The sequence below is a fragment of the Pseudomonas cremoricolorata genome (assembly GCF_000759535.1).
In the GTDB taxonomy this organism is placed as follows: Bacteria; Pseudomonadota; Gammaproteobacteria; order Pseudomonadales; family Pseudomonadaceae; genus Aquipseudomonas; species Aquipseudomonas cremoricolorata_A.
In genome coordinates this window covers 473,815-493,730 of the sequence record NZ_CP009455.1, presented here as the reverse complement: position 1 = coordinate 493,730, position 19,916 = coordinate 473,815, and the positions used below count along the sequence as shown (strand labels likewise).

Here is a 19,916-nt window from a genome sequence, read left to right as displayed (position 1 = left end):
CGACAGCCATGGTTGATGGGGCCGGCGGGTGGGACTTGCGGGTGATCATCGACGCGACGCTGGTCTCCAGGACTCAGGCGGCTGCTCATGATGGGCCTCGTCAGATAGACGCATACGACTGCGCAAACGCCACAGCGTTCGCGCGGGTGCTTAATGATAATCCTTTTCAACCATGGCGCGGCAACGCGCGTTGCTCAGGGGGCAGGTCAGAGGCTGATGCCTACGTCGAAGACGATGCTGCGCCCAAGATTGCTGCGCAGAAAATCTGGCGCGTCAGGGTGGGCGAACAGCACCCGGGCGAAGGTCGGGCCTACCAGCGACAACGAACGCCAGCCCTGGCGCAGGTATTCAGTGGGCGGTGGGAAATGGCTGTTGAGGTCAAGCACTTCGCGTTTCAGGCTGGTGAAGGCGATGATGTCCAGCTCGTTGAGGTCGAGGCCGCGTTCGACGTAATTGTGCGCCTTCTTGCGCAAGGTCGGCGCCAGGCGTCCGAGCAGTTCCTGGGCACTGATACGCCGCGGCCGCGCTTCGCGCCGCACCAGCTGGCTCAGGGAAAACGCGCTGCGGCGGCGCTGCAGCTCTTCGCGCCACTCATCGTTGAGCCGGCGCCCTTCATCGAGCACGAAAAACACTTCGAATGCGGCATCGCCGAACAGCACATCGGGCGGCTCTTGTCCGGCTGGGGTGAAGTCCTCATTGCGGTAGGGCACGTTGAGCCCTTGCAGCAGGCGTTGGCAGACCCAACGCTCGCGCTCCCATTTGCGCGCATTGGAAAGAAAGGCGTTGGCCTGTTCGGCCTGGATGGTGAGCAGGCGCAGGTAGTCTGAGTCGTCCATGACCACAGCTTAGTCGCTAACGATGACGGTAACGTGTTGTTCGCAGGTGAAAAACGGCTCGCGACGGGGCGGGTCAGTGACGGGGTTCGAGATCGCCCGAGTACAGCTCGTCTTCGGCTTCCGGCGCGGCCGGAATCTTGTGTTCTTCGGCCGCCCAGGCGCCGAGGTCGATCAGCTTGCAGCGGTCGGAGCAGAACGGGCGGAAGGTATTGGCGGTGGTCCACTCCACGGGAGCGCCGCAGGTAGGGCAGTCGACGGTCATTGGCTGGCTCATGGCTGGCCTCCTTCAAGGGTCAGGTAAAAGTGGTGCAGGCGATCGATCTGCTCATGCAGCCACGGCAGGTCACGGTCATTGACCACGACATCATCGGCATGGCGCAAACGTTCTTCCCGGCTCAACTGCGCCTTGAAGATCGCCTCGACTTGCGCGGGGTTGCTGCCATCGCGCTGCAAGGTGCGCTGCAATTGCAGTTCATGGGGCGCGTCGATCACCAGGATGCGCTGGGTCTTGGCGTACTGGCCTGATTCGATCAAAAGCGGCGACACGTACACCGCATACGGCGTTTGCGCTTTGGCCAGGTAGCTGAAGATTTCCTGGCCGATCAGCGGATGCAGCAGCCCTTCGAGCCAGCGCCGCTGCGCCGGGTCGGCGAAGATCAGCTGGCGCAAGGCGGCGCGATCGAGCTGACCGTCCGCCTGCAAGATGCCCGGCCCGAAGCGTTCGACGATGCTCGCCAGCGCCGGCCGACCCGGCTCGACGACCCAGCGCGCCGCCTGATCCGCGTCGACCAGGTGCACGCCCAGCTGGACGAAGCGTTCGGCGGCCGCGCTCTTGCCGCTGCCGATGCCGCCGGTGAGGCCAAGAATCCAAGGGGTAAATGCCGCAGTGCTCATCAGAGAGTGATCATATGCAGGTAGGAAGTGCGTATTTCATCATCCCAGAGCAACACGATCCACCCCGCAATCGCCAGGCAAGGACCAAACGCCATGGCCGACCCCAGTTTGGCGCCCCGTCGCACCAGCAGCCACAGCCCCGCGCCCGCGCCGAGCAATGACGCCAACAGCAGCGTCAGCGGCAAAATCTGCCAACCGCCCCAGGCGCCGAGCAGGGCCAGCAGCTTGAAGTCGCCATGGCCCATGCCGTCCTTGCCGGTGACCAGTTTGAACAGCCAGAACACCGACCACAGGCTCAAATAGCCCACGGCAGCGCCCAGCACAGCGTCGAATAACGGTACTCGTACGCCATAGGCATTGAGCAGCAGGCCTAGCCAGAGCGTTGGCAGCACCAGTACATCGGGCAGCAACTGTCGATCGATATCGATCACGCTCAGCGCCAGCAGCACCCAGCCCAAACCCATCAGCGCCAACCCAGGGCCCCCCACGCCGACCTGCCATGCCACCAGCACCGCCAACACTGCGCCGCCCAGCTCGACCAACGGGTAGCGCACACTGATACGCGCCTCACACCCGGCACATCGACCGCCCAGCAGCAGGTAGCTCAACAGCGGAATGTTGTGCCAGGCGCGAATGGCCTTCCCGCAGCGCGGGCAGTGCGACCCAGGCCACGCCAAGTTGAGCCGCTCGTGAGCCTGCAGCGGCAAACCGAGCACCTCACGCGCCTCGTTGGCCCAGCGCCGTTCCAGCATGATCGGCAAGCGGTACGCGACGACGTTGATGAAACTGCCCGCCAGCAGGCCAAGCACGCCCGCCAGTACGATGAACAGTTCTGCCTGCTGTGTAAGATCGATCCACAGCGCCATGTCAGAACAAGCTGCCCATCTGGAAGATCGGCAGGTACATCGCCACCACCAGCCCGCCCACCAGCACGCCAAGAATCAACACGACGGCCGGCTCCAGCAGCGTGCCCAACTGATCCAGCACCTGGCTGACCCGCGCTTCATAATGCTGCGCGGCCTTGTCCAGCATCAGGTCGAGCGTGCCGCTGCTTTCGCCGATGGCGACCATCTGCACCAGCATGGGCGGGAACAGGGTGCTGCCAGACATCGCCTGACTCAGCCCCAGCCCGTTCGCCATACCCGACCGCAAACGGCGGATCGCCTGTTCATGCAGCTCGTCACCACTGGCAGCGGCGACGCTGTCCAGCGCATCGAGCAGCGCCACCCCGGCCCCGTAGGAGGTCGCCAGGCTTCGACTGAAGCGCGCCAGCGCCGCATCCCGGCGCAACCCACCCAGCACCGGCAGCGCGAAGCTGCGTTGCAGTAACCATTGCCGAGCCGGCGCATACCGCCGATAGAGCAGCCGACCCGCACAGGCGCCCACGCTGAGCACCAACAGCAGGCCAATGGCGTGCTCACCCAGCAACGTGGAAACATCGATAACGGCCTGGGTAAATGGCGGCAGTGCCTTGTCGAAACTGGCGAACAGCCCCTGAAAACGCGGCACCACTTCCAGCAGCAACAGCGCCGCCACGCCCAGGCCCGTGAGCAGCAGAATCAACGGATACATCATCGCCTTGCGCACTTTGCGCAGCATGGCCTGACGCTGCTCGAGCATCGTCGCCAATTGCTCCAACTGCCGCTCCAGCGTGCCCGCCTGCTCGCCGACCCGCACCAAATTGCAGTACAGCGCATCGAACCACGCCGGGTGCTGGCGCAACGCATCGGCCAGCGCCAGGCCACCCGCCACCTGTTCGCGCAGCCGCTGCAACAGCGCCGCCATGCGCGCATCCGCCCCGGCGCGGCCCATCACCTCAAAACTCTGCAATAACGGAATGCCGGCATTGAGCAAGGTCGCCAACTGCCGACTGAACCCCGCCGCATCAGCCTTGCCCCGCTGCGGCCAGCGCCACTGCCGCGCGCTGGCCGAGCGTACCCAGGCAACCTCAATACCCCGCGCCTGCAACCGCGCCCGCACCCAGGTCGAGCTGCGCCCAGCCGCCTGACCACTCACCGCCACACCCTGGGCATCCACGCCCTCCCAGGCGAACTGCTGAACAACCTGCGTCATGGAATATCCTTTTCCGTCATCGACCGAACAGGCCAGCGGGGCAGGGCCCCGCTCCCTGTGAAACGCTCCGAAACAGCTTGCCGGCCTCATTGCCAGGCATCGCTGCCAGAGGCTCACTAGAGTAGTGCGGCGGACACGAAGTCCCACCCCACGAGCGTGACAAAAGGTGACCGAACAGGCCTACTCACCCGCAGCGAGCCGAGCCAGCGCCGTCGCGCCATGGGCCCACGCACAAGACAAGGAAATCCCATGCAACAACAACGCGGCATCACCCTGATCGAACTGATGATCGTGGTCGCCATCATCGGCATACTCGCGACCATCGCCATTCCCAGCTACACCAGCCACCAGGCCCGCTCCAAGGCCTCCGCCGCCCTGCTGGAAATCTCCGCCCTGAAAACCCCGCTGGAACTGCGTCTCAACGACGGCAAGGACACCACCAGCGTCACCGACCTCGGCGGCCAGCCCACCACCACCCACTGCGCCATCACCGCCACCGGCAACGCAGCCAACGCCACCGCCAGCCTGCAATGCACCCTGGCCCAGGCCCCCGCCAGCGTCCTCGGCAAAACCCTCACCCTGACCCGCACCCCCACCGGCTGGAGCTGCACCACCACCATCGAAGAAGACCTCGCCCCCAACGGCTGCACCCCCTCCAGCTGACGCGGCATTTCAACAAGCGAAACAAGGGTTTGCGTAACCATCACCGCAGTGGTACGTTGCGCAACACGCCGGTGTAGCTCAGTCGGTAGAGCAGCGCACTCGTAACGCGAAGGTCGCAGGTTCGATTCCTGTCTCCGGCACCAGAGACCAGTTTCTAGAAGTCTATGACTGTCTACGAAACATCCCACAAAGCCCGCCTCGTGCGGGCTTTGTTGTTTCTGTCTATCTCGTTTTGTCTCTGGCCATCTACCGTTTTTCGGTATACGTTTCGGTATATGCCGGTTCGACGAAAAAGCGTATACCTATGGCTCGCACTGTTACACCATTATCAGACCCCAAATGCGAGGCCGCTAAGCCGCGAGACAAGGATTACACCCTGTTCGATGGTCAAGGCCTGTTCCTGTTGGTTAAGAAGAACGGCAGCAAAATCTGGCGCATGAAGTTCAAACGCCCGGATGGCAGAGAGGGGCTGGCCACCTTCGGCAACTACCCAGCGCTGTCACTAAAAGCCGCACGCGCGCGCCGAGCCGAAGCGCTGGAGTTGCTGGCGCATGGTAAGGACCCGATTGAGAGCGCCAGGCAGGGGAGGGTCGAAGCGGCGAATGCGAGGGCTAACACGTTCGGAGTGCTGGCCAAGGATTGGCATGAGGCCTGTTCCAAGAAATGGTCACCAGGTCATGCGGCGACGGTATGGCGGCGAATCGAAACTTACTTGCTCCCGGCCATAGGCCAGCGCCCGGTGTCCGGCCTGAAAACTCGCGACCTGCTGGCGCCGCTCAAGGTGGTGGAAAAGCGTGAGGTTTTGGACACCGCTGGCCGGCTACGGCAGTACATGACTGGCATCATGCGAATGGCTGTGCAGCACGGGCACATCGACACAAACCCGGCTGTGGACCTTCAGGGCGCAACCGCTACCCGCAAGACTGTCCATCGACCCGCATTGGCACTGGATCGGCTGCCTGAGCTGCTGCGGAGAATCGACGGTGACACCGGTCGGCCGCTGACCCGGCTGGCTACCAAGCTTACCCTCCTAGTTTTCATCCGGTCCAGTGAGCTGCGGTTTGCTCGCTGGCCAGAGATCGACACAGGTCGCTCTATGTGGGAGATCCCTGGCGAGCGCCAGCAGATTGAGGGCGTGAAGAACTCGCATCGCGGCTCCAAGATGAGCACGCCCCATCTGGTGCCTTTGAGTCGCGAGGCACTAGCCACGCTCGAGCAGGTGCGCCAGCTCACCGGACGCTTCGACCTTGTGTTCGCGGGTGATAGTAACCATTGGAAGCCCATGAGCGAGAACACGGTGAACAAGGCGCTTCGACGCATGGGCTACGACACCAAGACGGAGGTCTGTGGGCATGGGTTCAGAGCCATGGCCTGTTCCGCGCTCGTCGAATCGGGACTTTGGAGTAAGGACGCGGTAGAGCGTCAGATGAGCCACCAAGAGCGTAACAGTGTACGGGCGGCATACATCCATAAGGCTGAATACATCGAAGAGCGCCGGCTCATGGTTCAGTGGTGGGCCGACTATCTGGATGCCAATCGAGAGAAGCACATCACGCCTTATGACTTTGCTCGCATCGGGGCAGGAGTAGGCAATGTGGTGCGTGGAGCATTCGGTAAGAATGATCAGCAATGAAAACAAGTAGTCGATTAAAAGCCAGTGTTCTTGGTGTTCTTGGTGTTCCAAAAACACTGGAAGCCAGAGAACACGAGGTCTGTAGCCAAGGAACACCTTTGCCTAAACGGCGGAACCCGAAGACGCGGGAACACCCAAGGTGTTATCTGAACGAGGCGGCTCGGCCCGTGCGCCCGCCTAGGCTAACGCAAGCCGCCCCCCCCTTTCTGGTGGCCGCTCTGCCGACGCGCTCGCGCACTCGATCACGGCCCGGCGCGGCTTTGTCTGCGACAATTGGGGCGCGGGGATCGTCAAATAGCTAACGGCGCACTGCTATGACTCTTGGCAAATTAATGAGTCCTCTGAACCTCGATCTCGACGAGCTTGAATTGGAGTTGGAGTGGTTGCCGCTTTATGGCGAATTCGCCGAACGCTTCACTGAGGCGCTTGATCTGGTGGCGGCTGGTATCGAAATGTGGCGTCCCGAGAGCTGCGAGGAGTGGCACCCTGAGGAATGGGCAATTGAGGCGACAGCAGAAGTAAGTCGAAAGCTTTACATGATCGAACAAGCCCTGCATCGGTACCCAGCACTGGGGATCGCTTGGGCAGTGCGGAACGTAGGCTCCTGGGACAAGCGCGCCACTGACTCACAACTTGCAGCAGCCCTTGCCATGGCTTATGGCTGCCGGGCGATAAACGTTCTTCGCGCATGGCTAGGGCAACTGGCTAACCATGTGGTAGAGGCTTCCGGTCGCGCGTTCGTTGATGACACGATGATTAATTATCCCAGCGTTTACGCCTCAATCATTGACGACTATCGGACTGATGACTCGGTAGCTGAGATCGAGGCGCGAGAGTCGGCTGCCGATTTGCTTGGCCGCGCACGCAATTCCCTCGTCTTTGCGGAGCTTTATCGGCATCCAAATATTCCTGTCGAAGCGCTGACTCGAATTGGGGAGCAAGCTGTAAGGAATAGCCGTGCAGTAACCGGCAGAAAAGCCGGAGAACGGAGCGGTGCCGCCAGGCAGGAGAGCAACGCCGGGCGTGACAGAGCCATTTGCAAAGCAGGACGGGATCTACTGTCGTCTGGTCGGTCGCATAGCGAAATTTCAGGAATCATTGCCAAACGGCCAGTTGCAGAAGGCCTAGGATCAAAGAGCGTGAGGGAGATCTTACGCCGAGGAGGCGTGTTGCATCTCTCTTAACTCATAGGGAGGTGAACCTAGTTCACTTCCCTCCCTCCCCATATCTTCGCCCCTGTTGATTTCATCAAACCTGGGGGCATCAAATGCAGCTCAATCGAACTGTAACAACCGTTTCACCCGCCGACCTACTAACGCCTGAACAAGCAGCCAAGCTCCTGAGCTTATCGGTTAAAACGCTGGCCACCTGGCGTAGTACTGGCCGGCACGCTCTGCCTTTCATCCGATGCGGCGCTCGTATCCGTTATCAGCGTGCCGAGCTGGTCGCCTGGCTCACAGATCGCCGCCACACTCCTGCCTCACCTCAGGGGGAGCTGTGATGCCTTCGTTCAAGTCCTCAGGCCACAGCTCCTCATTGCCTGCTGTTGCCGTCGCACGTAGCGATAGCGCTCCAATGCGAAAGCTGCGCCAAGAGGCTGGTCAAGCTACGGTATTGGACCCTGCCACAACGCTGATTCGCTTTCCCGACGTCATCGCCATGACTGGCCTGGCGCGCGCGACGATCTACAAGCGTCTCAAGGACGATCCGACCTTCCCTCGCCCTGTACCGCTGAGCGACAGCATGTCTCGAGGGGCTCCAGTCGGTTTCGTTTTGGCAGAAGTACAGCGCTGGACATGTGCTCGTATTGAGGTGCGGGAGGCCAGCGCATGATGAGCAATCAAAGTCGTTTTCCCGGCCCTTTCTTGGACACGTACGGAATTGGTTTTTCTCTCTATCAGATGAGTCGCAACAATTGGAAGCAACGCACCATCGCTGGAGTCAGTTGGAACGGCCAGGAAGGAAAAGCTTACTTCTTCAATCCTGACGGCATAGCGCTACCGCTGCTTCCCTCTGTGGCGAAATTGCCCAATGTGCTGCGCGAGCATAGGACAAGGATGCAACCGGCATGCGTTGTGGGATCGGGTGTATTCGCCATGCCCAACTCTTCATTAGAAGCATTGAGCTCCAGCGAGTTGAGCCAGTGGGTGACTTATTGGTTTGTTGAGGATCACGCAGTTTATGCGAACTGCCCAGATACGTGGAGCGCCCATGTAGAGCTTCAAGTTACGGGGGAGCGCAAAGCAGCCGAGCACAACTATCCAAACGTCCGCCGTATCAACCTGCCTACCGTGCAGACTCCCAGTCCATCAGGGCAATCCCTACAGCAAGACACTACATATGTTGGCTTAGCACAATGGGTACGCGAGAACACCGAAGAATGCCGCCGCATCCTACAAGCCCAGTACGAGCGCGAATGCGCAGAGGATCAGCGAATCGCGGACTGGCTGCGGGGTTGCACCGCATGAGACCTATTTTCCTGCCGTCAGCAGCTCTCGATGCCATAAACGAGCTAGGCCAAGCGGCGCCATCAGTCGAACGAATAAAGCGCCTTCAAGAGCTACGCGACGAAGCGCAAGCGTCCGGAGCGCATGTTCTGCTCCTGATTTGGCCAACCCTCGATTGGGCGCTGCTCGCTATCGAGGTGCCTGAGGACGTAGTGATTCAGGACGCAGTCCAGTTGGTGCCCAACGTGCTGGCCAACCCCGATGCGCTGGAGCAAATGCATGAGAAGGCCAGGCAAGGCCGCAATCTCACTTGGCTCAAGCTTGAGCGTCGTCCGGCTAGTATCCACTAACGAAAACGCCCGCGGCTGCAACCGAGGGCGTCTGAGGGTTTTCATTGTGCCCGCTTACTCTATGTCATGGCCAAGAACCATGCAACATACTCGCACCACTCAGCTTGCGCTTAAAAAGTTCATGCGTTACTCTCCGCTCGTCGCTGCAAATTCAGCGACCGGGTTTGGCGACCCGATCAACATAAGGCGCACAGGCGCCCCCATCACGATTGCAGGCGCTTTTTTTGTGCCCGCACGTCTGTGTTATGGCGGCTGTGCGTGGGAGACCTCCGGGTCTGCCGGTTTCCTTATGTACCGGTTCGCCAACCTGCGCACAGCTGCCACCCTAATTCGTTTGGCGACGGACCGTGGCAGCTCCATACATAAGGAGCGTCACCCCATGCACACCCTCGATCCGTCTGCTCTTCAGCGCCATATTGCCGCTCTCAAAGCCCGTGCCATCGCAGCACTGCACGCCGATTCGTCGCTTTCTGTTCGCTTAGCGCGTTACAACGCGGCGATGGCCCGTGCCCGTGCCTTGGAAACAAGCGGGGGTGCTCAATGACTACTCCGTGGTTCAGCCTCTCTCAACCCGAAGACCTACTTTGCGTTACTGCACAAACACCTGCTGGCGTCCCGATTGACGCAATAACTTGTGCTGTTGAGCGAGCACAGGCGGTGCTGTGCTTGCTGGAGGATCAATTCGATACGGAGCAAGGGCAGCGCCTGACTAACCGCGTGATCCTGGGCGCCTTGTGGGACGTGCGCGGAACGCTGGAACAAATTCGTACCCTAGCCCTACATGCCGATGATTCGACTCGCCATGTCGCGGAAAGGAGTACGAAATGAACGAGCGTGTACAGGTTAACACAGCGGGTGATGCGACCTTCTCTAACCACAACTCTTCGAATTTACCCTTCTTTCGGGTATGTCCCGGTATCTCCGGTGAGGAAGCGTTGGAACAAGCTTCCATACTCATGAACTGCGTGAACACATTGACGCAGTTGGCCAGTGTGGGTGACAGCAACAATGCATTGGCGTGGGCTGCACATTACTTGGGTGAGCAGGCTAAAGCACTCGTCGACGATGTCACAGCCGGGATTCAGATTGCCGAGAGTAGGCAGGCATGAGCAGGACGACGCCTAATGCCAGGCATCCGACCTTTGCGCAGGTCAAGGCCGCTTCGTGCGCTGCGATCGACCGCGTGCTGGCGCACTGGCTGCCCGGTGGGAAGCGGATAGATGGTGGTAAGGAATACACCGCCCCCAACCCAACAAGAGCTGACAAACATTCGGGTTCGCTCAAGGTGAACCTGGCTAAATCCACTTGGTGCGACTTCGCCACCGGTGACAAAGGCGGCGATTTGATTGACCTGGTGCGCTACCTTGATCGCAGCACTGATGTGGAGGCATGCAACAAGTTAGCAGCCTTCCTCAATGTCGAGGCAAAGAGCAATCCAAACTCCACGCCTCAATCTCGCCAGGCTAAGAAACCAGAATGGGTACCTATGCTGCCCATTCCCAAGCAGGCAATGTCGAAGGTACCGCAAACGCACCGGCAACACGGCAAACCCTCCAAAGTTTGGATTTACCGTAACGGCTCTGGTCAGCCACTTATGGTGCTGTATCGCTTCGACCTCAAGCCGGATGAATGCGGATCGCCGCGCAAAGCGTTCGCGCCCCTTACTTGGTGCAAGCACTCTGCCAATGATTCGTTGGCCTGGCGCTGGCAGGGCTTACCGGAGCCTCGTCCGTTGCTGCGTCTTGATGAACTGGTTAAACGCCCCTCGGCACCAGTGGTGCTGTGCGAGGGCGAGAAGGCTGCCGATGGCGCCGCGGATCTGTTACCCGAGCACGTTGCTACTTGTTGGCCTAATGGAACAAATTCTTGGCAGAAGACTGATTTCACGGCATTAGTCGGGCGTGATGTGTTGCTGTGGCCTGACAACGATGCGCCGGGTAAAACGTGCATGGATGCCTTGGCGGACTATCTGCGGAAGCTTGGAGCTGCATCAGTGCAAACGATAGCCTTGTCAGCGTTCGAGCAGATGCCAGGCATGGACGGTAAACGCCCAACTTTTGCGCCGGGCGGTGATTGGCACGAAGGTGACGACGCGGCAGACGCGCAATACAACGGCTGGACTGCCCAGCACCTGGCAGAGCTGCAACGCACCGGCGAGCTGTTCGCACTCGCACCTGCAACCGACCTCGCTTCTCCGAAGCAGAGTAAGACTGCTGGTCAAGTCAAACCACGGGCTGAGAAGACAACTGCACCGGAGTCGAACGGCTTCCGTGTCACAAAAGACGGGGTGTTCTTCACTGGTGAGGATGGTGAGGCGCGCGCGGTTTGTTCGCGGCTGGAGATACTGGCGCGGACCCGTGATGAAAAAGGCCACGGCTGGGGTCTGTTGGTCGAGTTTGATGATCCCGACGGGGCCAGCAAGCGCCTCAATATTCCAGCTAGAGCAATGGCAGGCGACTTTGGCAAAGAAGTTCTCGCACCTCTAGTAGATATGGGGTTACGACTGACACCCGTGCGCACTGCTCGCAATGCACGCAACGATCTTCAAAGCTATTTGCAGGGGTACGACAGCCCTAAGCGTGCGCGTTTGGTCACACGACTAGGCTGGCACGGGGATGCTTACTTATTGCCAGAGCAGCAGATAGGAGCCAGCGCCGAGCACCTGCATTTCTACGAAGCCGGTGCGCAGCTTCCGCCGATTAATCATGTAGGCACATTGGAGCAATGGCAGCAGCAAATCGGCGCGCTTTGCGTGGGCAATAATCGCCTTGCATTCGTCGTATGCGTGGCTTTTGCCGGAGCGGTGCTGCATCTGCTCGGGCATGAGTCGGGTGGTTTCCACCTCTACGGCGACAGCTCAGGTGGCAAGACCACGCACTTACAGGTGGCAGCCTCGGTTTGGGGTGGTCCGCGTCTGGTGCGTTCCTGGCGTTCTACGGACAACGCCTTGGAGAGTATCGCGGCAGCGCATTCGGATGGCCTACTGGTACTGGATGAAATCGGGATGTGCGACCCCCGGATCATTGGGGAAACGGTGTACATGCTGGGCAATGGCACTGGCAAGGCGCGGGCCAACGACCGGGGTATGAGCGGGCGCCAAGTACAGGAGTGGCGTTTGCTATTCCTTTCCACCGGAGAAAAGACCCTTGCGCAGCACATGGCTGAAGCTAACAAGGAATTGAAAGCAGGCATGGAAGTGCGGCTGCTTGCAGTGCCGGCGGATGCTAGCAAGGGGCTAGGGTTATTTGAGGAGCTGCATGGCTTTGACGATGCCGCCGCGCTGTCGGATGCACTCAAAGCGCGGGTAAGCAAATGCTACGGCTCGCCCGCCTTAGCTTTCCTGTCGGCCCTCTGTGACCCCGCAAAACTTCGCGCTTACACGGCGATGGTGCGCAGCACATTGGAACGCTTTACCAACGAAGCATTGCCTGCCAGCGCTAGTGGCCAGGCGCAGCGCGCCGCGACTCGGTTCGGACTGGCAGCCGCGGCGGGTGAGCTGGCCACAGCGTTGGGCGTTACAGGGTGGCCTGATGGCCTAGCGTTGCACTCCGGCCGCGTGTGCCTGGAGGCCTGGTTGGCTGAGCGCGGAGGTGCGGGCAATTTAGAGGGTGACGCTATAGTCACGAGGCTGCGCGGAATGGTGGAACGCTATGGAGAGAGTCGATTTACTCGATGGGATGCAATCGCCGCAAAGACTGATGACCACGCACCACGTACAACCGACCGCCTTGGCTTTCGCAGGACGATGGATCATGGCGTTGGCGATTCTCTATACACCTCAGTGACTTACTACTTTCTCGGTGCAACTTGGCGCGATGAAGTATTCAAGGGAATGAACCTGCGTAACGTGAATAGAGAGCTAGTCGCGCGTGGAATACTGGAGCCAAGCGGAGATGGTAAGGCGGCTCAGTCAGTGACGCTACCCGGAATGCCTAAGGGGCGGGTATATGTTGTCAATACAAATGTTCTTTTTAGCGGCTGAATAAAGAAATTATATTAATCGGGAGTCATGGCTAGTTCTCGGCCCGGCCCGCCTACGCTCGTAATTAATTAAATTAAATTCTTGGAGTTTGAAATGAACAAAAATTCTTCTGTGTTGAAAAGTTACAAAGACGAACTAGAAGCTTTGAAAAAAGATCTTCCCCGGCTAAAAGCGATAGCTGACGAAGCAGAAGAAAAATTCTCTAATAGCCGGCAGGGAAGACCTGTATATCCTCGGGACCAGATTGGCCCTTACTCTAATGCTAAAGCAAGAATAGATACTCTTACTCAAGAGATCCCATCGCTCCAAAGGATTGTGAATTGGGAGGAGGGCGTAGAGTTCGCCACTAAAAACTTGCGCATTGCAAAAAAAGATATGGCAAGGGTACAGGGAGAAATGAAAGTTTTGCAGGACAGACGTGAAAAGCTAGAGTCCAAACGTGCGCATCTGGTGGCAAAACATGAGGGAGAATTTGAAGCGGCAGAACATGAGGAGCATGAGGCAGCGCAGGCTTACGCCCAGGCTATGGCGGAGGACGATAGCGGTACTGAGCGCAAAGCCGAGGGGCTTTTGCAGAAAGCGTCCCAGGCGCTAGCGATAATGAAACAAGCTCTCAAAGGCGCTAATACAGTGGCGTCTGCATTGACCATCCAGATTACAGAACTGGATGAATCCATCGAGGATAAGCAAGCCGAACTTGAAGCACTGAAGACCAGTACTCTTCAAGCGGCCCGATTTTACTGGTCTGATCGCTTCGAAATTCTTACGCGTGAGCTGGTTAAATTGGCAGCTCATGTGTCAGCGTCCGAGGATTTACTTGGGTATGGTGATAGTTTTAGCAAAATGTATATTCCAAACCTTTCCCCAAGGGTTAATAGCTACATATCCAACTGCGAGGTTAGGACTTTGCGTGAAGCTGTTAGGCTCGAGCAGTTGACAGATATTTGATTGCGAAGCCATTAAAAACTGGTAATCGATCTAAGCGCCACTCTCAAATTGAGTGGTGGTGCTTAGATATGAATGTCTTAAGAGAGTAGTTTTTAGCTACTAGTAAGCTGCGCGTAGAGTTTTGGAGCAAAGGCGCTATTTTGAGGATTGACCTAGCTTGCTAAATATTCAAAGCGGTTCGATGCAGTGGGGCGGTAGAGCATAGTCTTAGCATATTCAGTTCAGCATAGGATTTATGAGTAGATTTTTACGATTTATAAAATCCGCAACCAACTGCTATTTTTGTTTTTTCTAGGCTTCCAAGCATGTGGTTTACAGAAACCTTTGTTTTGCCAAATGTGAATGAAGTTGATTCAGCAACCCGTTGACGCTCGTTCACTGGGCTAGCGATCACTGCGAAGAGCAAAGAGCCAATCAAAGCTATAGGGAACTGCATCTTCCCATTAAGCGTACCGATGTAAGAGGCGTTGACAAATTCCACTTCCTCCGAGAGTTTTCCATCATGGAAGATAGAGCAGCGCATAATCTTATAGACGATGTCTTCAAATTCAACCCATTTATACGAATCGTTTGAGTCAGAAATTTCAATAGTAAGTTTGCCAGCTTTGGACGGTGTTCCATTGCTTAACGACCACAAAATGAAAGGAAGGCTGTCACTCAAGAATTTTTTACAGCGCTCAGATGTTTTCTTTCCTGGGTAAAGTAGCTTTGCTGTGCCGTCAATGGCAATTGCAAGTTGTATGAACGCATTTTCAGCATCCCCTAAAGCGAGCTTGGCTGTGCATTCCTGAATTCGCGCTGCAATGGTCAATATTTAATCTCCTAATTTATAGGTTTTTAAAACGATTTTGAGAACTCCGAGCCAAGCTACTGTTATGGTGGTAAACCTATATGCCAGACATCGCAGATTCGGCTCATAGCTGCGTGCGGGAGTCAGCTGAACTTATTCCTAAATAGACGGAAGCATGCTGCTGAGCGGCATTCACTTCCTAGTGTAACGTGTTTGGTGGGCTGTGGAGCTTATGCCAGAGGCAAACCAAACACATACCATTGACGTAAAGAGATCGAGAATTTCCTTCGGCTCGGTTGGTTGTTCAAGTTCAGGCTCGCAACACTTCCTTAGGTAGTTGGACAGTGGAAGCAAGTCGATACTTTCGATTTTGAAATCGATATTATGGCTGAGCTTGTTCCGAAGGCTATTCAAGTGTTTTATTGCAGGGATGCAGTTATATTTTTCCGGGTAATTGTCCGTAGTAAGAAGCGCTACTTTTTGCCCAAATGTCTGCCTTGATGCGTTCCAGTCCAGTTTCGGATATTGGGTTTTTAAATACTCATCAAGGTAGTGCTCAATTATGAGGTGGCACGACAAAAAATAACCAAGCAATTCATAATTCAGGCTTTCTAGGCGTTGCCAAATAACTTTGCCATCTCGAATATCTTGTACTAATGGAGGCAGACTCTTCTTCATCATTTGCTGGCTCTACTCTGAACTCAATGGTCTGTATGGCTGGTCTAGATCGTATTTCAGTGAGCAAAATGCAGGCCCATCCTAGGCTTGATAGCTACCCGTATCAACTTCCAGTGACGTGTTTCATCAAAAATCGTGTAAGACGCCTTGTCGGTAGCGTTACCGTAGGACATGTTGAGGCAGGCTAGGTCTTTTGAAGGACCATTTTTGACCATGTGCATTTAGCTACGAGTGGGAAGCTGCCGCTCATGGAGGGCAGCTTTCGACCAAAAGCGGACGTTTACTTAGGCCGGATCTCGAGTTACTGAAGCATTTACGAAGCCTGGCACCATTCAGGCTGGCGCTCCGCAACCCAAGGTTCCAGCGCTTCTTAGCTGACGGCGGGGAATCCTACAATGCCTGACTCGATTACCACAGCTCTTGAAAGCTAGGGCCATCAGATATTGGTGGTTGAGAGGGTCGACCAATTTGAATGGTCACCGGAATCGGAAAATCTACCCCCACCATTGCAACTTCACCCTGCTTTAGGTTTGGCAAGAATGCAGCCGCTGAACGATCAATCTCCCCACATGCACGCTCGACAACTTCTCTATCTCGATCATTGGTCAAACGATGCACTAGAAGAGTGCCCATCTGGCTCAATACACCTTCGGTAATGTCCCTAGGTCGTTGAGTTGCAAGGCAGATATTCAATCCGTACTTACGGCCCTCTTTTGCAATCAGCTCAAATGCATCAAGATTCTGAAGGTCATCCTCGTTACCGAGGGTCTTACCTAGGAAGTTATGAGCTTCGTCGAGAATCACTAGCAGTGGGCTCTTGCGGAACGCTTCACTTCTGGCACGCTGCAGGAGCAATCGTCCTATTGCATTAGCAATTACTTCTCGTGCATTAAATTCATAACCGATGGAACTCAGGCAAATTCTGAACAGACGCTTATCACTCTCTAAAAAAGCATCAAGGTTATGAACAAGATTCGGTAGGCCAGCTGCTGGGCTGAAAACGCAGCTGAGTGAGCGGGAACTCATCACACTCATAATCCTGGTCATGAGTGATGAACAGTACGAAAGTTCGTTGCTCGCACCCCCCCAGCGATCCATTTTATCTACGCCAGCATCTGGATAGCAGCACTCTTGGACAACCTGCTGGACAAGGTGCCTAGGCTCGAATGGTTGACTGGGGTTACCGACCAAGCTAGCGTAGTTTTCGCGCCTCATTGCTTCTCTGTAGTTGTCTTTGGATTGGCTAACCTTGCGCACAATTCCCCTAGGAAATAGGTCAGGTGCAAGTGCCGCTAACCGTAAGCTTTTAATCGCCTCCCTAAGTTTTGGACCTTGCGTCTTTCCTGAGGGCTGAAATAAGGCAATAAAATCGGTTTCTGCAAAGCTTGTGGGAGGGATGGCGACTTCGATTGACTCTGCGCTTCGATGTATAGGTTCACCTAGGTGGCAATGAACGGTGTCGGCCCCGTTCAGCGATCGATACTCTCCTGTAGCATCGATCAATACGAGTTTGCAGGAGAATCTTCGGCATTCTTGGATCAGTTTGGATGTTGTCCAGCTCTTGCCGCCACCTGTCGAGCCCAAAACTGCACAGTGTCGGCCAAATAGCTTCTCTGGGGTGACCGCGATTGGGAACCCGTTATCACCTGCAACATGTCCTAGATCCAGAGTGACGCGCGGCTCTTCTGCGTTTACCCCCGCAGAAGTCAGTACCGGAATTTGGGATATGAACTCACCAGGAGCGGAGTAGACTCGATCACCTAGCCGAGGATAAGAGCTGACTCCGGCTGTGATCTTAAGAGTGTGAGGATTGACCGAGCCCAATAGGCGAATGAACCCAATAGCGTCGATTTGACGAGTCCCTGCAAAATCTTGAGAGATTTCAGTTCGATCACGGTCGGGAAGATTGACCTCCGTGATCCGCCCCAGGAGGACTGTCTGCTGGCCCTCGATCAAGACAAATTCGCCGACTTCACCCTTACCATAGCGGTTTTTTCCCAGGTAGTGCCCGCTTACCTCGCCCGCATGGGCAAGGTTTGTTTTGATGAGTTGAGCGCTGACGCTGGATACCACTCCAATCTTCAGGGTGCTGGCCAATATTCCGTCCAGTGCCATTGGTTATGCTCCTCCCTTTACACGTCTCACGGCGTTTGCTAGCTGCTCTGCAGGCGAAGCGGTACGCAGATGTGGGATGTGGCTGACCATGTCACCGAATGAGCAGCTAACAAAATGGATATCGAAGCCTTCCATCGCAAGGTCATGGAATTTTCCCCAATAGGGGCTTGAACCATGCTGACCGCGATTGTGTAGGTGAGTGATGCCCTGGAAATCACAGAGGATGAGTTTGAGACTTGGGTTGGACTGAATCGCAGAGTAGACGGGTTCGGAGAGGTGGTCATCATTGAAGCCGAAACCCGCAATAATTAAGCAACTATTGGGCTGTCGCAGAAACTCTAAAAACCTTGATAGGAGTTCAAGGTGTGGTTGTAAAAATGCTTGCTGATACTTTCCTTTTGCCGGATAGATCAAACAGGCATTCTCAGGGGCGGGAGCAACATGCTCGTAAATCTCGGTACCCTCACGACTCCAGCTCACGGAGCCATGAAGCTTCAAGAGGTGATAAATACCCTCTGTGAATTCGTGGCTGTCCGCCTCCCGCCGTACAATGTCGTAAGTGAAGTGCTTTCCATCGAATCTGCGCTTTCGGGTGTATGAGAAGCCATCAACGGTAACCATCCCTAGATCGGACGCAGCGGTTTCAAAACACATGTCGTAGTTCGTAGTGAAAACCCTTAGCCGAGGATCTCGAACCCTGCGCCTCGCCAACTTCTGCAAAAGATTTCTGTACGCTGAGATGTCGGAGTTATCGCTATTCATAAACTCTGAGCAGGCGTGGAGAATTAAGGCCTTCACATCGTTAACAAATGTGCTCACCTCCACGTCGTTGTTGAACGCCAAGTAGGCATCGCACTGGGACAAAAAATGCTCGATGTTCGGGTTTTCTCTTTCATGATAACGGACGGTATCTGCGACTTGTGCAGCGCGTTCGGAGAGCCTGTTTTGCCCCTCTGGGCACATCGCTCTTTGCCAGAGCTCCCACATGCTCGGGCCGCCGACTGCGCCTAGCGAAGTACCGCTCCCTGCAAAGAACCCTAGGTTCGGGATTTGAAGTGCAGACGCAAACATGGCCGAAAGCGTGGCTTTATTGGCGCGCACTTGTTCATCATCAGCCTCTTCTGTGGACTTCAATGCCATGAAGGCCGCCTCAGTCAACGGTAGCCACTCGGCGGCCCCTGGCGATAGGTAAGCCTGTTGCCCCTTGAGTTTTTCGTTGGGTGGGGCTACGTCGTCTGTCATGACACGATCCTTTGTCTGTGGCTAGCCGCAGCTATCCGAGTCCAACGATAAGCCGGAGGGACTGAATTGGGACGCTGTATTGGGGAGTTGATGGACCCATAGTGCCATGATGCAATCACTCGCGGAAGCTGCGTTTCATGGCCTGCACCGGGCGCTGATGTGCTGAGGTGGGGGACCATACGCATTCGATCTCTTTGGTCTCCAGCTTCGTCACATTCCCCGTAGCATACTCCCGCTGGTAACTCGTCCTCCCGAAGCAGTCAGGTATACAACCCGCTGCGCGGGACCGTAGAAAAGTGCCAATACCGCACAGACGGTCGTCGGTGTTGCCCAGCATCTGTTGTTTGTGTGTAAGCCTTTGGTGCTGGTCAAATCGCCCCAAATTTCGTACACGGTGATCTAGGTCGAATCGGGGTTGGGGGCGGCCTTTTTCTAGCGGCAACTTTGGGTCGATTGCAGCCTATCGCGGGTGCGAATTTTACTGACCAGATTTGCTGCAAATGCCCGGTAACATTAAAGGTGCAGGAACACTTTTTGTGTCCCTGGACCCTTCGTGTTCCAAATTTTGCGCAATGGTGTTCCTCGGCTAAAAGCCCCATGGTTTCAGGCTTCCAGCCTTGCGGGAACACTGAGAACACTAAGAACACCGGCTTCTTACGTTTGCCCGCCCCAGGCCCCGGAAAAGGCTAAGGCCAGCAGCGGGAGAGGCCCCTAGACGGCTCGAACTGGCTAACGAGCTTGGCTACTGAGTAGGGTTACGCACTGGGAAGCTTGTTGTTCACGCTCAGTTCACTGGCTTAGATGCCGGAATGGCGCGGTTGTATTGGCCGGTTTTTTGGGTCCTCTACATACCCCCCTCCCTACACGGGTACGGGGACTCGCAGTTTACCTGCAGCTGAGATTTTCTCCTGGGTGTCCGTCTTCTCTTGGGTATGCCTAGGCCCTAGCGATCTCGAAAGCTTCACTCAACGTTTGCCATGAGGACGCTGGCCAGTCTTCACCGGCTTGCCTGCCTTGCGAGCACACAACGGCGAAGCCAAGCCAAGAAGCGGCCGTCCGGTGAGGCTGTGCGTTTGGGTGCCACAGAAGGAAAGGGTAGGGGGGCGAGTTCGGTTTTAGGTATACGGTTAGGTATACAGGTAGATCGGGCGGAAGCCAGCTACCAGTATAATCAAGGGCTGTAGGTGTCTTATTCGATTCCTGTCTCCGCATCACAATTCGGCTCTCAGTAGCCTTTTGGCTATCCGCCAAACGTTCAACAAAGC

At 56.3% G+C, this 19,916-nt stretch carries 21 protein-coding genes and 1 tRNA gene; 13 read left to right on the top strand and 9 right to left on the bottom strand.

Annotated features, from left to right (window positions below; translation table 11 throughout):
- Positions 1-206: 206 nt before the first annotated feature.
- From LK03_RS02230 to LK03_RS02210, 5 genes are all read right to left on the bottom strand, one after another.
- Positions 207-836: a DUF1780 domain-containing protein gene (locus tag LK03_RS02230; RefSeq protein WP_038410889.1), complete on the bottom strand. Its 630-nt coding sequence runs from the start codon at positions 834-836 to the stop codon at positions 207-209.
- A gap of 73 nt (positions 837-909) precedes the next feature.
- A complete protein-coding gene (gene yacG / locus LK03_RS02225) occupies positions 910-1,110 on the bottom strand; it encodes a DNA gyrase inhibitor YacG (protein WP_028695933.1) in 201 nt (66 codons plus the stop codon).
- Positions 1,107-1,730, bottom strand: coding sequence for a dephospho-CoA kinase (gene coaE, locus LK03_RS02220; RefSeq protein ID WP_038410888.1), 624 nt, complete (start codon positions 1,728-1,730; stop codon positions 1,107-1,109). Before coaE ends, yacG begins: the two co-directional genes overlap by 4 nt.
- The gene (locus tag LK03_RS02215) at positions 1,730-2,596 is read right to left on the bottom strand and encodes a prepilin peptidase (protein ID WP_038410887.1); all 867 of its coding nucleotides are present in this window, start codon (positions 2,594-2,596) and stop codon (positions 1,730-1,732) included. Before LK03_RS02215 ends, coaE begins: the two co-directional genes overlap by 1 nt.
- A gap of 1 nt (position 2,597) precedes the next feature.
- A complete protein-coding gene (locus LK03_RS02210; protein ID WP_038410886.1) occupies positions 2,598-3,803 on the bottom strand; it encodes a type II secretion system F family protein in 1,206 nt (401 codons plus the stop codon).
- Positions 3,804-4,052: 249 nt separating this feature from the next.
- Between LK03_RS02210 and LK03_RS02205 the strand changes: the two genes are divergently transcribed.
- From LK03_RS02205 to LK03_RS02165, 13 genes are all read left to right on the top strand, one after another.
- A complete protein-coding gene (locus LK03_RS02205; protein ID WP_038410885.1) occupies positions 4,053-4,466 on the top strand; it encodes a pilin in 414 nt (137 codons plus the stop codon).
- A gap of 67 nt (positions 4,467-4,533) precedes the next feature.
- Positions 4,534-4,609 (top strand) — tRNA-Thr (locus LK03_RS02200).
- 161 nt (positions 4,610-4,770) lie between these two features.
- On the top strand, positions 4,771-6,099 hold the full coding sequence (locus LK03_RS02195; RefSeq protein ID WP_038410884.1) for a tyrosine-type recombinase/integrase: 1,329 nt from the start codon (positions 4,771-4,773) through the stop codon (positions 6,097-6,099).
- A gap of 314 nt (positions 6,100-6,413) precedes the next feature.
- A complete protein-coding gene (locus tag LK03_RS02190) occupies positions 6,414-7,283 on the top strand; it encodes a hypothetical protein (protein WP_038410883.1) in 870 nt (289 codons plus the stop codon).
- 83 nt (positions 7,284-7,366) lie between these two features.
- Positions 7,367-7,600, top strand: coding sequence for a helix-turn-helix domain-containing protein (locus tag LK03_RS21695; protein WP_081951536.1), 234 nt, complete (start codon positions 7,367-7,369; stop codon positions 7,598-7,600).
- A complete protein-coding gene (locus LK03_RS22755) occupies positions 7,507-7,932 on the top strand; it encodes an AlpA family phage regulatory protein (RefSeq protein WP_430962055.1) in 426 nt (141 codons plus the stop codon). Before LK03_RS21695 ends, LK03_RS22755 begins: the two co-directional genes overlap by 94 nt.
- Positions 7,929-8,567, top strand: coding sequence for a hypothetical protein (locus LK03_RS22130; protein ID WP_156109508.1), 639 nt, complete (start codon positions 7,929-7,931; stop codon positions 8,565-8,567). Before LK03_RS22755 ends, LK03_RS22130 begins: the two co-directional genes overlap by 4 nt.
- Positions 8,568-8,758: 191 nt before the next feature.
- Positions 8,759-8,896, top strand: coding sequence for a hypothetical protein (locus LK03_RS22440; protein ID WP_240478641.1), 138 nt, complete (start codon positions 8,759-8,761; stop codon positions 8,894-8,896).
- A 379-nt stretch (positions 8,897-9,275) separates the two neighbouring features.
- Complete coding sequence (locus LK03_RS22275) at positions 9,276-9,440, top strand: hypothetical protein (RefSeq protein WP_167334481.1); 165 nt, start codon at positions 9,276-9,278, stop codon at positions 9,438-9,440.
- Positions 9,437-9,724: a hypothetical protein gene (locus tag LK03_RS22710; RefSeq protein WP_081951533.1), complete on the top strand. Its 288-nt coding sequence runs from the start codon at positions 9,437-9,439 to the stop codon at positions 9,722-9,724. Before LK03_RS22275 ends, LK03_RS22710 begins: the two co-directional genes overlap by 4 nt.
- Entirely contained in the window at positions 9,721-10,005 is a 285-nt protein-coding gene (locus tag LK03_RS02175) for a DUF3077 domain-containing protein (protein WP_038410882.1), read from the top strand. The genes LK03_RS22710 and LK03_RS02175 overlap by 4 nt, the downstream gene beginning before the upstream one ends.
- The gene (locus LK03_RS02170) at positions 10,002-12,878 is read left to right on the top strand and encodes a DUF927 domain-containing protein (protein ID WP_038410881.1); all 2,877 of its coding nucleotides are present in this window, start codon (positions 10,002-10,004) and stop codon (positions 12,876-12,878) included. Before LK03_RS02175 ends, LK03_RS02170 begins: the two co-directional genes overlap by 4 nt.
- Positions 12,879-12,971: 93 nt before the next feature.
- Complete coding sequence (locus tag LK03_RS02165; RefSeq protein ID WP_156109507.1) at positions 12,972-13,826, top strand: hypothetical protein; 855 nt, start codon at positions 12,972-12,974, stop codon at positions 13,824-13,826.
- Between the two features lie 247 nt (positions 13,827-14,073).
- Here LK03_RS02165 and LK03_RS22125 read toward each other — a convergent pair whose 3' ends face one another.
- The 4 genes from LK03_RS22125 to LK03_RS02160 all read right to left on the bottom strand — a co-directional run bounded on the left by LK03_RS22125 (position 14,074) and on the right by LK03_RS02160 (position 18,651).
- A complete protein-coding gene (locus tag LK03_RS22125; protein ID WP_156109506.1) occupies positions 14,074-14,637 on the bottom strand; it encodes a hypothetical protein in 564 nt (187 codons plus the stop codon).
- Between the two features lie 171 nt (positions 14,638-14,808).
- Positions 14,809-15,297, bottom strand: a complete 489-nt coding sequence (locus tag LK03_RS21675; protein ID WP_081951532.1) for a hypothetical protein — start codon at positions 15,295-15,297, stop codon at positions 14,809-14,811.
- Between the two features lie 405 nt (positions 15,298-15,702).
- Positions 15,703-17,409 carry an ATP-binding protein gene (locus tag LK03_RS21670; protein WP_081951531.1) on the bottom strand — a complete coding sequence of 569 codons (1,707 nt, stop codon included), beginning with the start codon at positions 17,407-17,409 and terminating at the stop codon, positions 15,703-15,705.
- Positions 17,410-17,412: 3 nt separating this feature from the next.
- The gene (locus tag LK03_RS02160) at positions 17,413-18,651 is read right to left on the bottom strand and encodes an SIR2 family protein (RefSeq protein WP_038410879.1); all 1,239 of its coding nucleotides are present in this window, start codon (positions 18,649-18,651) and stop codon (positions 17,413-17,415) included.
- Positions 18,652-19,916 lie beyond the last annotated feature (1,265 nt).

Excerpts from the sequence above, each read along its gene's own strand:
- LK03_RS02175 (WP_038410882.1), top strand. The coding sequence starts at position 9,721 with ATGAACGAGCGTGTACAGGTTAACACAGCGGGTGATGCGACCTTCTCT.
- LK03_RS22755 (WP_430962055.1), top strand. The coding sequence starts at position 7,507 with ATGCGGCGCTCGTATCCGTTATCAGCGTGCCGAGCTGGTCGCCTGGCT.
- LK03_RS02210 (WP_038410886.1), bottom strand. The coding sequence starts at position 3,803 with ATGACGCAGGTTGTTCAGCAGTTCGCCTGGGAGGGCGTGGATGCCCAG.
- LK03_RS02205 (WP_038410885.1), top strand. The coding sequence starts at position 4,053 with ATGCAACAACAACGCGGCATCACCCTGATCGAACTGATGATCGTGGTC.
- LK03_RS21670 (WP_081951531.1), bottom strand. The coding sequence starts at position 17,409 with ATGGCACTGGACGGAATATTGGCCAGCACCCTGAAGATTGGAGTGGTA.
- LK03_RS02215 (WP_038410887.1), bottom strand. The coding sequence starts at position 2,596 with ATGGCGCTGTGGATCGATCTTACACAGCAGGCAGAACTGTTCATCGTA.
- coaE (WP_038410888.1), bottom strand. The coding sequence starts at position 1,730 with ATGAGCACTGCGGCATTTACCCCTTGGATTCTTGGCCTCACCGGCGGC.
- LK03_RS02170 (WP_038410881.1), top strand. The coding sequence starts at position 10,002 with ATGAGCAGGACGACGCCTAATGCCAGGCATCCGACCTTTGCGCAGGTC.
- LK03_RS02190 (WP_038410883.1), top strand. The coding sequence starts at position 6,414 with ATGACTCTTGGCAAATTAATGAGTCCTCTGAACCTCGATCTCGACGAG.
- LK03_RS02195 (WP_038410884.1), top strand. The coding sequence starts at position 4,771 with ATGGCTCGCACTGTTACACCATTATCAGACCCCAAATGCGAGGCCGCT.
- LK03_RS21695 (WP_081951536.1), top strand. The coding sequence starts at position 7,367 with ATGCAGCTCAATCGAACTGTAACAACCGTTTCACCCGCCGACCTACTA.
- LK03_RS22130 (WP_156109508.1), top strand. The coding sequence starts at position 7,929 with ATGATGAGCAATCAAAGTCGTTTTCCCGGCCCTTTCTTGGACACGTAC.
- LK03_RS02165 (WP_156109507.1), top strand. The coding sequence starts at position 12,972 with ATGAACAAAAATTCTTCTGTGTTGAAAAGTTACAAAGACGAACTAGAA.
- LK03_RS22275 (WP_167334481.1), top strand. The coding sequence starts at position 9,276 with ATGCACACCCTCGATCCGTCTGCTCTTCAGCGCCATATTGCCGCTCTC.
- LK03_RS02230 (WP_038410889.1), bottom strand. The coding sequence starts at position 836 with ATGGACGACTCAGACTACCTGCGCCTGCTCACCATCCAGGCCGAACAG.
- yacG (WP_028695933.1), bottom strand. The coding sequence starts at position 1,110 with ATGAGCCAGCCAATGACCGTCGACTGCCCTACCTGCGGCGCTCCCGTG.
- LK03_RS22710 (WP_081951533.1), top strand. The coding sequence starts at position 9,437 with ATGACTACTCCGTGGTTCAGCCTCTCTCAACCCGAAGACCTACTTTGC.
- LK03_RS21675 (WP_081951532.1), bottom strand. The coding sequence starts at position 15,297 with ATGATGAAGAAGAGTCTGCCTCCATTAGTACAAGATATTCGAGATGGC.
- LK03_RS02160 (WP_038410879.1), bottom strand. The coding sequence starts at position 18,651 with ATGACAGACGACGTAGCCCCACCCAACGAAAAACTCAAGGGGCAACAG.